Raw genomic sequence first — 14,123 nt, 5'->3', positions numbered from 1 at the left:
CGGTTGGTTTCAACAGCTTGGTTGATTCCGAAGGAGACATTGCTTGATTGTTGACGAGAACCTAACTGAGCAATGACTTTCCCATTTGTCACATCCACAATCGTTGAAGCTACTTGCATTTCATCATCTGGATAGTTGACATACTCGTCGGTATTGTAGATATCCCAGAGATGTTGTTGAACTTTAGGATCAACGTTGGTGTAGACATCCATACCAGTCGTTAAGAGGTTGTAGCCTGTTTCTTGTTCGACTTGATCGATTACCTCTTTGAGATAGTTGTCCATGTATGGAGGATAACTATTAGCCGATTTTAGACTTTGAAGTCCATCTGTAATCGGAGTATTAATCGCTTTTTCATATTGCTCAGCTGAAATGTAACCTTGCCCCTTCATCTCAGAGAGGACGAGATTACGACGTTCTTGAGCAGCTTCTGGATGCGAGTATGGATCATACTGGTTTGGAGCCTGAGGCATACCAGCAAGGAGAGCCAGTTGAGGAATACTTAGATCTTTGAGATCCTTGCCATAGTAACTTTGGGCAGCTGTCTGCATTCCGTAATTACCGTTTGACATGTAAACCTTGTTGATGTAGTAGGTCAAGATCTCTTGTTTAGTCGCTTTTTGTTCTAACTGAACGGCTAACCAAGCTTCCTGAGCCTTACGAGAAAGAGTTTGATCAGAAGTTGACGTAGAGAAATAGGTTAACTTGATCAACTGCTGTGTCAAGGTGGAAGCTCCTTGCAGACCTCCACCACCACGAAGGTTTCGTAGGGTAGCACCTAGGATACGGATCGTGTCGATTCCTCGGTGATTAAAGAAGCGATGGTCCTCAATCGAAACAATAGCGTTGACCAAATCTGTCGGTATTTCGTTTGCTTGGGCATTGACCCGACGTTCCGATCCAAGATCAGCGATAAGTTCATCATTGCTATCATAGATCTTACTTGACGTTGTAGCGACTAGTTTACTTTCAGAAAGTTCTGGAGCCTTGCTAACATAGTAGAGGAAGAGACCTCCACCAAGCATTACAGCTGCGATAAATACAGTTAAGAGACTGATGCTGACATACTTAGCTATTCGCAGAAAAGTTTGTTTGTTCATCTTGTTTTACCACCTAGTAAATGTTCTTTGATAACGTCGAGGTAGGGAATTTGAGGAAAGGCCCCAGGCTCAATCCTATATCCATTTTCTCGAATATATCCAAGTGGCATTGACTTCTGTCCCTTATCTTGATGATAGAAACGGATGAGATCAATAGCCGGTAATAAGTAGGTTTCTTGCTGAGAAGAAAAGTGAAGGAGTACAAAGCAGATTCCTTGCTGGGCAAGGACTTGTTCCATATGCTGGATCTGATGGAGATGAAAATTCTTCATCGGTATCGCATGTTTTTGCCTGGTTTCCTTTGCTTCAAAGTCGATGTAGTATCCATCATAAACCCCTGAATAGTCAGTAGTTGAGGCTTGTCTAAAGTAGGCTTCAACGATCTTGGCTCGACTTCGTTGGGGATAGTCGACACGTACGATTTGGATGGGAGTCGGTTTCTTGTGAATAACAGCTAACCCATGCGACAAATAGTAGTCGTTCGTAGCATTGATCATCTTTTCAAAAGACATTCCCCGATTTGCGAAATTTTTAGTTTGTGACAGGGGTGCTTGTCTCTTTTGAGATGAAATTTTATGTGGATAGTTGACCATAATTCTCCTTATTGGTACAATAACATCACTCTATTATATCATAAATTTACAAAGAAAGGGTTAAAAATGACATCAGCCTTGATTTTAGGCTATTCAGCCTTCGACCTTGGTCTCTTTAATGACAAGGATATTCGCGTTGATATTATCAAAACAGCCATTCGGAGAGACCTGGAACGTCTAGCAGAGGATGGGGTGACCTGGCTTGTCTTTACAGGGACTTTGGGCTTTGAGTACTGGGCGCTTCAGGTAGCGAAAGACATGAAAGCAGACTATGGATTTCAGCTGGCGACCATTTTTGATTTTGAAACCCATGGCAGTAATTGGAATGAAGCAAATCAAGCGAAATTGAGTGAGTTCAAGCAAGTTGATTTTGTCAAATACGCCTATCCACAATATGAGCACAAGGGACAATTACGCGATTATCAGAAATTTCTGCTGGAAAATACAGATACTTGTTACCTTTTTTACGACGAAGAAAACGAAACCAAGTTACGATATTTTTACCAAATGATGAAAAATCAAGCGGACTATGTTACAAGAAGATTAACATTTGAGGACTTGAATGAAATAGTAGAAAATTTTTCTGAAAAGTAAGCCTTTGACCTTGATTTTTACTTGTCTTTTTTTATATAATAATACTAGTAACCCAGAATGGAGAGAGACATGGCAAGTATTATATTTTCAGCGAAAGATATTTTTGAACAAGAATTTGGACGTGAAGTACGTGGATACAGCAAAGCAGAGGTAGATGAATTCCTAGACGATGTGATTAAGGACTATGAAACCTACGCAGCTTTGGTCAAATCCCTTCGTCAAGAGATTGCTGATTTGAAGGAAGAATTATCTCATAAACCACAGGTAGCTCCAACTCAACCAGACTCTATTGAAGTAACAGCTTCTACTTCAATGACAAACTTTGATATTTTGAAACGCTTAAATCGTCTCGAAAAAGAAGTATTTGGTAAGCAAATCTTAGACAACCAAGATTTATAATTGACTAAGGAATGAGTGCAATTTTTGGATAATCGCGTGAAGAGGTTCTCTTTTCATGAGGAAAGTCCATGCTAGCACAGGCTGTGATGCCTGTAGTGTTTGTGCTAGGCGAATCCATAAGCCTAGGGACGAGAAATCGTTACGGCAGTCGAAATGGCTAAGTCTTCGGATAGGTCAGAATAGGCTTGAAAGTGCCACAGTGACGGAGTCTTTCTGGAAACAGAGAGAGTGGAACGCGGTAAACCCCTCAAGCTAGCAACCCAAATTTTGGTCGGGGCATGGAGTGCACGGAAACGAACGTAGTACTCTGACTGCTAGCAGCTTTATGCTGTTAGCGGTAGACAGATGATTATCGAAGGAAGTGGTCCTAGTCACTTCTGGAACAAAACATGGCTTATAGAAAATTGCATATAGGTTGGGGCTGAGAAATCTTTCTCAACCTCATTTTTTAAAGTGAACAAGAGAAAGGTCTTGCAAGACTAGAAATGAAAGAACAATTTAATTTAATCGCAACTGCTGCTGCGGGCCTTGAGGCTGTCGTTGGACGTGAGGTGCGAGATCTTGGTTATGATTGCCAGGTTGAAAATGGGCGTGTCCGCTTTCAAGGAGATGTGAAGGCAATCATCGAGACCAATCTTTGGCTTCGTGCAGCGGATCGCATCAAGATTGTAGTCGGAAGTTTTCCGGCTAAGACTTTTGAAGAGCTTTTTCAAGGTGTTTTTGCTCTAGATTGGGAAAACTATCTCCCGCTAGGAGCACGTTTCCCGATATCAAAGGCAAAATGTGTGAAGTCTAAACTCCACAACGAACCCAGTGTTCAGGCTATTTCTAAGAAGGCTGTTGTGAAGAAATTACAAAAACACTATGCCCGTCCAGAAGGAGTTCCCTTGATGGAGACTGGTCCCGAGTTTAAGATTGAGGTATCTATCCTGAAAGATGTGGCAACTGTCATGATTGACACGACAGGTTCTAGCCTTTTTAAACGTGGTTATCGTACGGAAAAGGGTGGAGCGCCGATCAAGGAAAATATGGCAGCGGCCATTTTACAACTCTCTAACTGGTATCCAGACAAGCCCTTGATTGATCCGACTTGTGGTTCAGGAACTTTCTGTATCGAGGCGGCTATGATTGCCAGAAAGATGGCTCCTGGCCTTCGCCGTTCCTTTGCTTTTGAGGAATGGAACTGGGTCAGCGATCGGTTAATACAGGAAGTTCGCACAGAGGCGGCTAAGAAAATTGATCGTGAATTCGAGCTGGATATTATGGGCTGTGATATAGATGCTCGCATGGTGGAAATTGCCAAAGCAAATGCTCAAGCAGCAGGTGTCGCAGGTGATATCACCTTTAAACAAATGCGGGTACAAGACTTACGCTCGGACAAGGTAAATGGTGTCATCATCTCCAATCCTCCATATGGTGAGCGTTTGTCTGATGATGTAGGAGTTACCAAGCTTTATGCTGAGATGGGACAGGTATTTGCGCCACTGAAAACCTGGAGTAAATTTATCCTGACCAGTGATGAAGCATTTGAAAGTAAGTACGGAAGTCCAGCTGATAAAAAACGAAAACTGTATAACGGGACCTTAAAAGTGGATTTGTATCAATACTTTGGTCAGCGTGTGAAACGTCAGGAGTTAAAATAGAAAGGTGAACTCATGAGTAAGAAAAGACGTGATCGTCATAAAAAAGGACATCAAGAACCCAAATTTGACTTTGATGAAGCAAAAGATTTGACTGTTGGTCAAGTGATTCGTAAGAATGAAGAGGTGGAGGCTGGAGTATTGCCTGAGGACAACATCTTGGACAAATACATCAAACAACACCGTGAAGAGATTGAAGCTGACAAGTTTGAAACTCGTCAGTTTAAAAAAGAAGAACTAGCTTCCACTCAAAGTCTAGAAGATATGATTCAAGAAGTGCGAGAATCTAGCGAGACTTCTGAAGAAATTGAAGAATCACATCTTGTGACGGAGGAAGTTTCTGGCCATACAGAAGAAACGGAAGCTGCTAGTGTTGTTCTGTCTCCTCTAGATGAGGAAAATCAAGAACTGGAACCACTTGTATTAACCAACACAGCAACAGAAGAAGAGACAGAAAGTCCAGAAGAGGAAGAAGTGATTGTTCCTCTATCACGTTCGGCTCAAACAGAACCTGAAACAGGCTCTAAGAAGAAAGGTGTCATCATCATTGCTTCTGTAGTAGCTGCAATCCTTGTGCTTGCTGGAACATATTATGTCTACCGCCAAGTATCTCGTTCAAACCAAGAAATCCAGTCTTCTCAAGCAGCCTCTTCGGATGATAAAGGGACACAAACAGCTTTGAAAGACTTCAATGATCTCTATGATACTTTCTATACAGATGCTAATAAGACAGCTCTGAAAAACAGCCAGTTTGATAAATTGAGCCAACTTAAAACCTTGCTAGATAAGTTAGAAGGTAGCCGTGATTATACACTAGCTAAGTCAAGATATGATAGCCTAGCAACTCAAATCAAGGCCATTCAAGATGTCAATGCCCTCTTTGAAAGCCCAGCTATTACGGACGGTGTCTTGGATACCAATGCGAAAGCCAAAGCAGACGCTAAATTTACAGAAATCAAGACAGGGAACACAGAACTAGACAAACTCTTGGATAAGGCTATTAGTCTTGGCAAGAGCCAACAAACCAGTGCTTCCAGCTCAAGTTCGAGCTCTAGCACGAGTCAAGCAAGCTCAAGTTCAGCTACAGAAAGCAATGCAAGCAGCACGACCCCTTCAACAAGCACCACGGCACCAGCTAGAGATACAAATGGTGGTTTGTCTGGCGATGGGGTTAATCTTCAAAGAAGTACTAGTCGTGTACCTTACAACCAATCAGCTGTAGACGATAGCAACAACCCTGCTTGGACCTTTGCGGATGGTGTATTGGAACAAGTCCTAGCAACATCACGTGCTCGTGGCTATATCACTGGCAATCAATATATCCTAGAACGTGTCAATATCGTAAACGGAAATGGTTATTACAACCTCTATAAACCAGATGGAACCTATCTCTTCACCCTCAACTGTAAGACGGGTTACTTTGTAGGGAATGGTTCTGGTCATGCGGATGACTTGGACTATTAGGACTCCGTTACAAAATTCTTTCCTTTCATAGGTAAAAATGATAAAATAAAACATATTAAACAAGAGGAGTGTCACATGACAAAAGCTAACTTTGGTGTCGTTGGTATGGCCGTAATGGGTCGTAACCTTGCCCTAAATATCGAATCTCGTGGTTATACAGTTGCCATTTACAACCGTAGTAAAGAAAAAACAGAAGACGTAATTGCTTGCCATCCTGAAAAGAACTTTGTGCCAAGCTATGACGTTGAAAGCTTTGTAAACTCAATCGAAAAACCTCGTCGTATCATGCTGATGGTTCAAGCTGGACCTGGTACAGACGCAACTATCCAAGCCCTTCTTCCCCACCTTGACAAGGGTGATATCTTGATTGACGGAGGAAACACTTTCTACAAAGATACCATCCGTCGTAATGAAGAATTGGCAAACTCAGGTATCAACTTTATCGGTACTGGGGTTTCTGGTGGTGAAAAAGGTGCCCTTGAAGGTCCTTCTATCATGCCTGGTGGACAAAAAGAAGCCTACGAATTGGTTGCGGATGTTCTCGAAGAAATCTCAGCTAAAGCACCAGAAGATGGCAAACCATGTGTGACTTACATCGGTCCTGATGGAGCTGGTCACTATGTAAAAATGGTCCACAACGGTATCGAGTATGGTGATATGCAATTAATCGCAGAAAGCTATGACCTCATGCAACACTTGCTAGACCTTTCTGCAGAAGACATGGCAGAAATCTTTACTGAGTGGAACAAGGGTGAATTGGACAGCTACTTGATCGAAATCACAGCTGATATCTTGAGCCGTAAAGACGATGAAGGTCAAGATGGACCAATCGTAGACTATATCCTGGATGCTGCAGGAAACAAAGGAACTGGTAAATGGACGAGCCAATCAGCACTTGACCTTGGTGTGCCATTGTCACTCATCACTGAGTCAGTCTTTGCCCGCTACATCTCCACATACAAAGAAGAGCGTGTACATGCTAGCAAGGTCCTTCCAAAACCAGCTACTTTCAAATTTGAAGGTGACAAGGCTGAGTTGATCGAAAAGATCCGTCAAGCTCTTTACTTCTCAAAAATCATTTCATACGCACAAGGTTTTGCTCAATTGCGTGTGGCTTCTAAAGAAAATAACTGGAACTTGCCATTTGCGGACATCGCATCTATCTGGCGTGATGGCTGTATCATCCGTTCTCGTTTCTTGCAAAAGATCACAGATGCCTACAACCGCGATGCTGATCTTGCCAACCTTCTCTTGGATGAGTACTTCTTGGATGTTACTGCTAAGTACCAACAAGCAGTGCGTGATATCGTAGCTCTTGCTGTTCAAGCTGGTGTACCAGTGCCAACCTTCTCAGCAGCTATTACTTACTTTGATAGCTACCGTTCAGCAGACCTTCCTGCTAACTTGATCCAAGCGCAACGTGACTACTTTGGTGCCCACACTTACCAACGTAAAGACAAAGAAGGAACATTCCACTACTCTTGGTATGACGAAAAATAAGTAGGTCTGCCATGGGGAAACGGATTTTATTACTTGAGAAAGAACGAAATCTCGCTCATTTTCTCAGTCTGGAACTCCAAAAAGAGCAATACCGTGTTGATCTGGTAGAGGAGGGGCAAAAAGCCCTCTCCATGGCTCTCCAGACAGATTATGACTTGATTTTACTGAATGCTCGTCTGGGGGATATGACGGCCCAGGATTTTGCAGAGAGGCTGAGTCGGACAAAACCTGCCTCAGTGATTATGGTCTTAGACCATCGCGAAGAATTGCAAGACCAGATTGAGACAATCCAGCGCTTCGCCGTTTCTTACATCTATAAGCCAGTGATTATTGATGATCTAGTTGCTCGTATTTCAGCGATTTTCCGAGGTCGGGACTTTATCGACCAACACTGTAGTCAGATGAAGGTCCCAACGTCTTACCGCAATTTGCGTATGGATGTAGAACATCATACCGTTTATCGTGGCGAGGAGATGATTGCTCTGACGCGCCGTGAGTATGACCTTTTGGCCACTCTCATGGGAAGCAAGAAGGTCTTGACTCGTGAGCAGTTGTTGGAAAGTGTCTGGAAGTACGAAAGTGCGACAGAAACCAATATCGTGGATGTTTATATCCGTTATCTACGTAGCAAGCTTGATGTAAAAGGTCAAAAAAGCTACATTAAAACTGTGCGTGGTGTTGGGTACACCATGCAAGAATAGAAAAGCAGTTGCAGTTTTGTAACTGCTTTTTTTGAGAAGTTTCTATATATTGACATACAATAAAGTCTTTGCTACAATCAGTTATGGAGGATACGTCTAATGAAAATAATAAAAAAATTGATGCAAATCGCATTAGCAGTCTTTTTCTTTGGTTTGCTAGCGACAAGTGCAGTATTGGCGGATGATACTGATTCAGAAGGCTGGCAATTTGTCCAAGAAAATGGTAGAACCTACTACAAGAAGGGGGAACTCAAAGAAACCTACTGGCGAGTGATTGATGGGAAGTACTATTATTTTGATCCTTTATCTGGAGAGATGGTTGTCGGCTGGCAGTATATCCCGTTTCCATCTAAAGGTAGTACAATTGGTCCTTACCCAAATGGTATCAGATTAGAAGGTTTTCCAAAGTCAGAGTGGTACTACTTTGACAAAAATGGAGTGCTACAAGAGTTTGTTGGTTGGAAAGCATTAGAAATTAAAACTAAAGACAGTGTTGGAAGAAAGTATGGTGAAAAACGTACAAATCCGGAAGATAAAGAAGAGAAGAGTTTTTACACGAACTATTACTTTAATCAAAATCATTCTTTAAAGACAGGTTGGCTTTATGACCAGTCTAATTGGTATTATCTAGCTAAAACGGAAATTAATGGAGAAAACTATATTGGTGGTGAAAGACGTGCAGGTTGGATAAACGATGGTTCAGCTTGGTACTATCTAGATTCAGAAACTGGTATCATGCAAACTGGTTGGAAGCAAATTGGCAATAAGTGGTACTACCTCCGTTCATCAGGAGCTATGACAACTGGCTGGTATCAGGAAGGTTCAACTTGGTACTATTTAGATGCTGAAAATGGCGATATGAAAACAGGCTGGCAATATCTTGGTAACAAGTGGTACTATCTTCGTTCATCAGGAGCCATGGCAACTGGTTGGGTGAAAGATGGTTCAACTTGGTACTACCTAAATGCAAGTAATGGAGATATGAAGACAGGTTGGACAAAAGTAAATGGAAACTGGTATTATCTCAATTCCTCTGGAGCAATGGTTACAGGTAGCCAAACTATCGATGGTAAAGTTTATAACTTTGCTTCATCTGGTGAGTGGATTTAATGTTGGAGGAGATACAAATGAAGCTTTTGAAAAAAATGATGCAAGTCGCACTAGCAACATTTTTCTTTGGTTTGCTAGCTACTAATACTGTATTTGCGGACATAACAGGTGGCCAATTTGTTGATAAGGATAATAGAAAATATTATGTAAAAGATGATCATAAAGCAATCTATTGGCATAAAATAGACGGTAAAACTTACTATTTTGGTGATAAAGGAGAAATGGTAGTTGGATGGCAATACTTAGAAATTCCTGGAACAGGTTATCGTGATAATTTATTAGATAACCAACCAGTTAATGAAATCGGACTCCAACAAAAATGGTATTATTTTAGCTCAGATGGTGCTTTGCTAGAACAAACAGATAAACAAGTACTAGAGGCAAAAACGTCTGAAAATACAGGAAAAGTATATGGTGAACAATATCCTCCATCTCCTGAAAAGAGAACTTATTATTTTGATAATAATTATGCTGTAAAGACAGGTTGGACTTATGAAGACGGTAATTGGTATTATTTAAATAAGCTAGGAATTTCTGGCGATGATTCTTACAATCCACTACCAATTGGTGAAGTTGCTAAGGGTTGGACTCAAGATTTCCATGTTACTTTTGGTATTGATAGAAGCAAACCTGCTCCGTGGTACTACCTAGACCCAGAAACTGGCATCATGCAAACGGGTTGGAAACAACTTGGCAATAAGTGGTACTATCTCCGTTCATCAGGAACCATGGCAACTGGTTGGTATCAGGAAGGCTCCACTTGGTATTATTTAGATGAACCAAATGGCGATATGAAAACGGGCTGGCAATACCTTGGGAACAAGTGGTACTATCTCCGTTCATCAGGATCTATGGCGACTGGCTGGTATCAGGAAGGTTCGACTTGGTATTATCTACATGCAAGTAATGGCGATATGAAGATAGGCTGGTTCCAGGTTAATGGTAAATGGTACTACACATATAGTTCAGGTGCTTTAGCAGTGAATACAACTGTAGAAGGCTATTCTGTCAACTATAATGGCGAATGGGTCCAATAATGAAAGAGGCGATTGTGAAGGAAACAATCGCTTTTTTTGTGAAAATATAATAAAATAGATAGGAGAAAATACTACTGTATGAAATGAGACGGTCTTTCCGTCTGGTTAAAGGAAAACATGACAAAAAAAGTTGGTGTCGGTCAGGCACATAGTAAGATTATTTTAATAGGGGAGCATGCGGTCGTATACGGCTATCCTGCCATTTCCTTGCCTCTTTTGGAAGTGGAGGTGACTTGTAAGGTAGTCCCTGCTGAAAGCCCGTGGCGTCTCTATGAGGAGGACACCCTGTCCATGGCGGTTTATGCTTCGCTGGAGTATTTGGATATCAAAGAAGCCTGCATTCGATGTGTGATTGACTCGGCTATCCCTGAAAAACGGGGAATGGGTTCGTCAGCTGCTATCAGCATAGCAGCCATTCGTGCGGTATTTGACTACTATCAAGCCGACCTGCCTCACGATGTGCTAGAAATCTTGGTCAATCGGGCTGAGATGATTGCCCATATGAATCCGAGCGGGTTGGATGCCAAGACCTGTCTCAGTGACCAGCCCATTCGCTTTATCAAGAATGTTGGTTTTACAGAACTTGAGATGAACCTATCTGCCTATTTGGTGATTGCAGATACGGGTGTGTATGGCCACACTCGTGAAGCCATCCAAGTGGTTCAAAGCAAGGGCAAGGATGCCCTACCGTTTTTGCATGCCTTGGGAGAATTGACCCAGCAAGCAGAAGATGCGATTAGAAGAAAAGATACTGAGGGACTGGGACAAATCCTCAGTCAGGCACATTTACATCTAAAAGAAATTGGTGTCAGCAGCCCTGAGGCAGATTCCCTCGTTGAAACGGCTCTGAGCTACGGAGCTCTGGGTGCCAAGATGAGTGGTGGTGGACTTGGGGGCTGTATTATCGCCTTGGTAGCTAATCTGGACCAAGCGCAAGAACTAGCAAAACGATTAGAAGAGAAAGGAGCTGTTCAGACATGGATCGAAAGCCTGTAACAGTACGTTCCTACGCAAATATTGCCATTATCAAATATTGGGGAAAGAAAAAAGAAAAAGAGATGGTTCCTGCGACCAGCAGTATTTCTTTGACTTTGGAAAATATGTACACAGAGACGACCTTGTCGCCTCTGCCAGCCCATGCGACGGCGGATGCCTTTTATATCAATGGTCAGCTCCAAAATGAGGCTGAACATGCTAAAATGAGCAAGATTATCAACCGTTACCGTCCAGAAGGTGAGGGATTTGTCCGTATCGATACCCAAAACAACATGCCGACTGCGGCTGGCTTGTCATCCAGTTCTAGTGGTTTGTCCGCCTTGGTCAAGGCTTGCAATGCTTATTTCCAGCTTGGTCTGAATCGGAGCCAGTTGGCGCAGGAGGCTAAGTTTGCCTCAGGGTCGTCCTCTCGCAGTTTTTATGGACCGCTAGGTGCTTGGGATAAGGATAGTGGGGAAATCTACCCTGTAGAGACAGACTTGAAACTAGCTATGATTATGTTGGTGCTGGAGGATAAGAAAAAACCAATCTCTAGCCGTGATGGGATGAAACTCTGTGTGGAAACCTCGACGACCTTTGGTGATTGGGTTCGCCAGTCTGAGAAGGATTATCAGGATATGCTGGTTTATCTCAAAGAGAATGATTTTGCTAAGGTTGGGGAATTAACGGAGAAAAATGCCCTAGCTATGCACGCTACGACCAAGACTGCTAGTCCAGCCTTTTCTTATCTAACGGATGCTTCCTATGAAGCCATGGACTTTGTTCGCCAGCTTCGTGAGCAAGGTGAAGCCTGTTACTTTACCATGGATGCCGGTCCCAATGTCAAGGTCCTCTGTCAGGAGAAAGACTTGGAGCATCTATCTGAAATATTTGGTCAACGTTACCGCCTGATTGTGTCAAAAACAAAGGATTTGAGCCAAGATGATTGCTGTTAAAACTTGCGGGAAACTCTATTGGGCAGGTGAGTATGCTATTTTAGAGCCAGGGCAGTTAGCCTTGATAAAGGCCATCCCCATCTATATGAAGGCTGAGATTGCTTTTTCTGAGAACTATCGTATCTACTCAGATATGTTTGATTTCGCAGTGGACTTGACGCCAAATCCTGACTACAGCTTGATTCAAGAAACGATTGCTCTAGTGGAAGATTTCCTCGTTTATCGTGGGCAAACCTTGAGACCTTTTTCTTTGGAAATTCGTGGAAAAATGGAACGGGAAGGCAAAAAGTTTGGTCTAGGTTCTAGTGGTAGCGTCGTTGTCTTGGTGATTAAGGCCCTACTGCCTCTATATGATATTACGGTTGATTCGGAACTCTTATTCAAGCTGGCAAGCGCGGTCTTGCTCAAGCGAGGCGACAATGGTTCTATGGGAGACCTTGCCTGTATTGTGGCAGAAGATTTGGTTCTCTACCAGTCTTTTGATCGAAAGAAGATAGCTGCGTGGTTGGAAGAAGAAAGCTTGGCGACGGTTTTGGAGCGTGACTGGGGCTTTTCTATCTCACACGTACAACCAACCCTAGAATGTGATTTCCTAGTGGGATGGACCAAGGAAGTAGCTGTGTCTAGTGACATGGTTCAGCAAATCAAGCAAAACATCAATCAGAATTTTTTAACTTCTTCAAAAGCAACGGTGGCTGCTTTGGTAGAAGCCTTGGAGCAAGGGCATGCAGAAAAAATTATCGAGCAGCTGGAAACAGCCAGTCAGCTTTTAGAAGGCTTGAGTCTAGATATATACACACCTTCGCTGAGACAGTTGAAAGAAGCCAGTCAAGATTTGCAGGCTGTTGCCAAGAGTAGTGGCGCTGGTGGTGGTGACTGTGGTGTTGCCTTGAGTTTTGATGAGCAATCAACTGAAACCTTAAAAAACCGTTGGGCCAATCTGGGGATTGAGCTCTTATACCAAGAAAGGATAGGACATGACGACAAATCGTAAGGACGAGCATATCCGCTATGCCCTTGAGCAGAAAAGTTCCTATAATAGCTTTGATGAGGTGGAGTTGATTCATTCTTCCCTGCCTCTTTATGACCTAGATGAGATTGATTTGTCTACAGAGTTTGCAGGTCGAAAGTGGGATTTTCCTTTTTATATCAATGCCATGACGGGTGGAAGCGAAAAAGGTAAAGAAATCAATCAAAAACTGGCTCAGGTGGCAGAAGCCTGTGGGATTTTATTTGTGACAGGTTCTTATAGTGTAGCCCTCAAAGATCCAACAGATGACTCTTTTTCTGTCAAATCTAGCCATCCAAATCTCCTCCTTGGAACCAATATTGGATTGGACAAGCCTGTTGAGTTAGGTCTTCAGACTGTAGAAGCGATGAATCCTCTTCTCCTCCAAGTGCATGTCAATGTCATGCAGGAATTACTCATGCCCGAGGGAGAAAGAAAGTTTCGAAGCTGGCAATCGCATCTGGCAGATTATAGCAAGCGGATCCCTGTTCCTATTATTCTAAAGGAAGTGGGCTTTGGGATGGATGTGAAGACCATCGAGAGAGCCTATGAACTGGGTGTTCGAACGGTTGACTTGTCGGGTCGTGGTGGTACTAGCTTTGCTTACATTGAAAACCGTCGCAGTGGCCAACGTGATTACCTCAATCAATGGGGCCAATCTACTATGCAAGCCCTTCTCAATGCCCAAGACTGGAAAGACAAGGTCGAACTCTTGGTCAGTGGAGGCGTTCGGAATCCGCTGGATATGATTAAGTGCTTGGTTTTTGGTGCCAAGGCTGTAGGACTGTCACGTACCGTTCTAGAGTTGATTGAAACCTACTCCGTCGAAGAGGTGATTGGTATTGTCCAAGGCTGGAAAGAAGACCTGTGCTTGATCATGTGTGCCCTTAATTGTGCAACCATAGCAGATCTGCAAAACGTAGACTACATTCTTTATGGTAAACTAAAAGAAGCAAAAGATCAGATGTAGAGAGGTCGGGACAAGAATCCCGCCCTTTTTTGTCTCTCTTTGTCAACGCCTTTTTTTCCATCCTCAGACCGAGGT

Annotated in this window: 14 protein-coding genes and 1 other RNA gene; 13 read left to right on the top strand and 2 right to left on the bottom strand. The window is 42.8% G+C overall.

All coding sequences use genetic code 11. The features are described from left to right. Together HMPREF0849_RS03105 and recU are read right to left on the bottom strand one after the other, a co-directional pair. The coding region (locus HMPREF0849_RS03105) for a transglycosylase domain-containing protein (protein ID WP_009013554.1) at positions 1 to 1,100 on the bottom strand (1,100 nt) is incomplete at its 3' end. Next, positions 1,097 to 1,693, bottom strand: coding sequence for a Holliday junction resolvase RecU (gene recU / locus HMPREF0849_RS03100; protein ID WP_000248757.1), 597 nt, complete (start codon positions 1,691 to 1,693; stop codon positions 1,097 to 1,099). The genes recU and HMPREF0849_RS03105, both read right to left, overlap by 4 nt. Positions 1,694 to 1,759: 66 nt before the next feature. Between recU and HMPREF0849_RS03095 the strand changes: the two genes are divergently transcribed. From HMPREF0849_RS03095 to fni, 13 genes are all read left to right on the top strand, one after another. Beyond that, on the top strand, positions 1,760 to 2,287 hold the full coding sequence (locus HMPREF0849_RS03095) for a DUF1273 domain-containing protein (RefSeq protein ID WP_000199581.1): 528 nt from the start codon (positions 1,760 to 1,762) through the stop codon (positions 2,285 to 2,287). Between the two features lie 69 nt (positions 2,288 to 2,356). Continuing rightward, positions 2,357 to 2,686, top strand: a complete 330-nt coding sequence (gpsB, locus tag HMPREF0849_RS03090) for a cell division regulator GpsB (protein ID WP_000146523.1) — start codon at positions 2,357 to 2,359, stop codon at positions 2,684 to 2,686. A 20-nt stretch (positions 2,687 to 2,706) separates the two neighbouring features. After that, an RNA gene (gene rnpB, locus HMPREF0849_RS10225) (RNase P RNA component class B) lies at positions 2,707 to 3,088 on the top strand. A gap of 83 nt (positions 3,089 to 3,171) precedes the next feature. Then, positions 3,172 to 4,329, top strand: a complete 1,158-nt coding sequence (locus HMPREF0849_RS03085; protein ID WP_000662904.1) for a THUMP domain-containing class I SAM-dependent RNA methyltransferase — start codon at positions 3,172 to 3,174, stop codon at positions 4,327 to 4,329. Between the two features lie 12 nt (positions 4,330 to 4,341). Continuing rightward, positions 4,342 to 5,790 (top strand): cell division site-positioning protein MapZ, encoded by a 1,449-nt coding sequence (mapZ, locus tag HMPREF0849_RS03080; protein ID WP_000039236.1) that lies wholly within the window; start codon positions 4,342 to 4,344, stop codon positions 5,788 to 5,790. Between the two features lie 75 nt (positions 5,791 to 5,865). Beyond that, on the top strand, positions 5,866 to 7,290 hold the full coding sequence (gndA, locus tag HMPREF0849_RS03075; protein ID WP_000158761.1) for an NADP-dependent phosphogluconate dehydrogenase: 1,425 nt from the start codon (positions 5,866 to 5,868) through the stop codon (positions 7,288 to 7,290). Positions 7,291 to 7,301: 11 nt separating this feature from the next. Beyond that, the gene (locus HMPREF0849_RS03070; RefSeq protein WP_000518004.1) at positions 7,302 to 7,991 is read left to right on the top strand and encodes a response regulator transcription factor; all 690 of its coding nucleotides are present in this window, start codon (positions 7,302 to 7,304) and stop codon (positions 7,989 to 7,991) included. A 99-nt stretch (positions 7,992 to 8,090) separates the two neighbouring features. Next, positions 8,091 to 9,101: a choline-binding protein CbpJ gene (gene cbpJ / locus HMPREF0849_RS03065; protein ID WP_009013553.1), complete on the top strand. Its 1,011-nt coding sequence runs from the start codon at positions 8,091 to 8,093 to the stop codon at positions 9,099 to 9,101. 17 nt (positions 9,102 to 9,118) lie between these two features. Beyond that, the gene (gene cbpC, locus HMPREF0849_RS03060; protein ID WP_000771063.1) at positions 9,119 to 10,138 is read left to right on the top strand and encodes a choline-binding protein CbpC; all 1,020 of its coding nucleotides are present in this window, start codon (positions 9,119 to 9,121) and stop codon (positions 10,136 to 10,138) included. A gap of 117 nt (positions 10,139 to 10,255) precedes the next feature. Beyond that, positions 10,256 to 11,134, top strand: coding sequence for a mevalonate kinase (gene mvk / locus HMPREF0849_RS03055; protein ID WP_000163308.1), 879 nt, complete (start codon positions 10,256 to 10,258; stop codon positions 11,132 to 11,134). Continuing rightward, positions 11,116 to 12,069, top strand: coding sequence for a diphosphomevalonate decarboxylase (gene mvaD / locus HMPREF0849_RS03050; protein ID WP_000375368.1), 954 nt, complete (start codon positions 11,116 to 11,118; stop codon positions 12,067 to 12,069). The genes mvk and mvaD overlap by 19 nt, the downstream gene beginning before the upstream one ends. Continuing rightward, positions 12,056 to 13,063 (top strand): phosphomevalonate kinase, encoded by a 1,008-nt coding sequence (locus HMPREF0849_RS03045; protein WP_000562391.1) that lies wholly within the window; start codon positions 12,056 to 12,058, stop codon positions 13,061 to 13,063. The genes mvaD and HMPREF0849_RS03045 overlap by 14 nt, the downstream gene beginning before the upstream one ends. Continuing rightward, positions 13,047 to 14,048 (top strand): type 2 isopentenyl-diphosphate Delta-isomerase, encoded by a 1,002-nt coding sequence (gene fni / locus HMPREF0849_RS03040; protein ID WP_000210653.1) that lies wholly within the window; start codon positions 13,047 to 13,049, stop codon positions 14,046 to 14,048. The genes HMPREF0849_RS03045 and fni overlap by 17 nt, the downstream gene beginning before the upstream one ends. Positions 14,049 to 14,123 lie beyond the last annotated feature (75 nt).

Source organism: Streptococcus sp. C300 (assembly GCF_000187645.1).
GTDB classification, from domain to species: Bacteria; Bacillota; Bacilli; order Lactobacillales; family Streptococcaceae; genus Streptococcus; species Streptococcus oralis_CQ.
The sequence above is the reverse complement of the archived record's forward strand: the minus strand, read 5'-3'. Positions and strand labels throughout refer to the sequence as shown.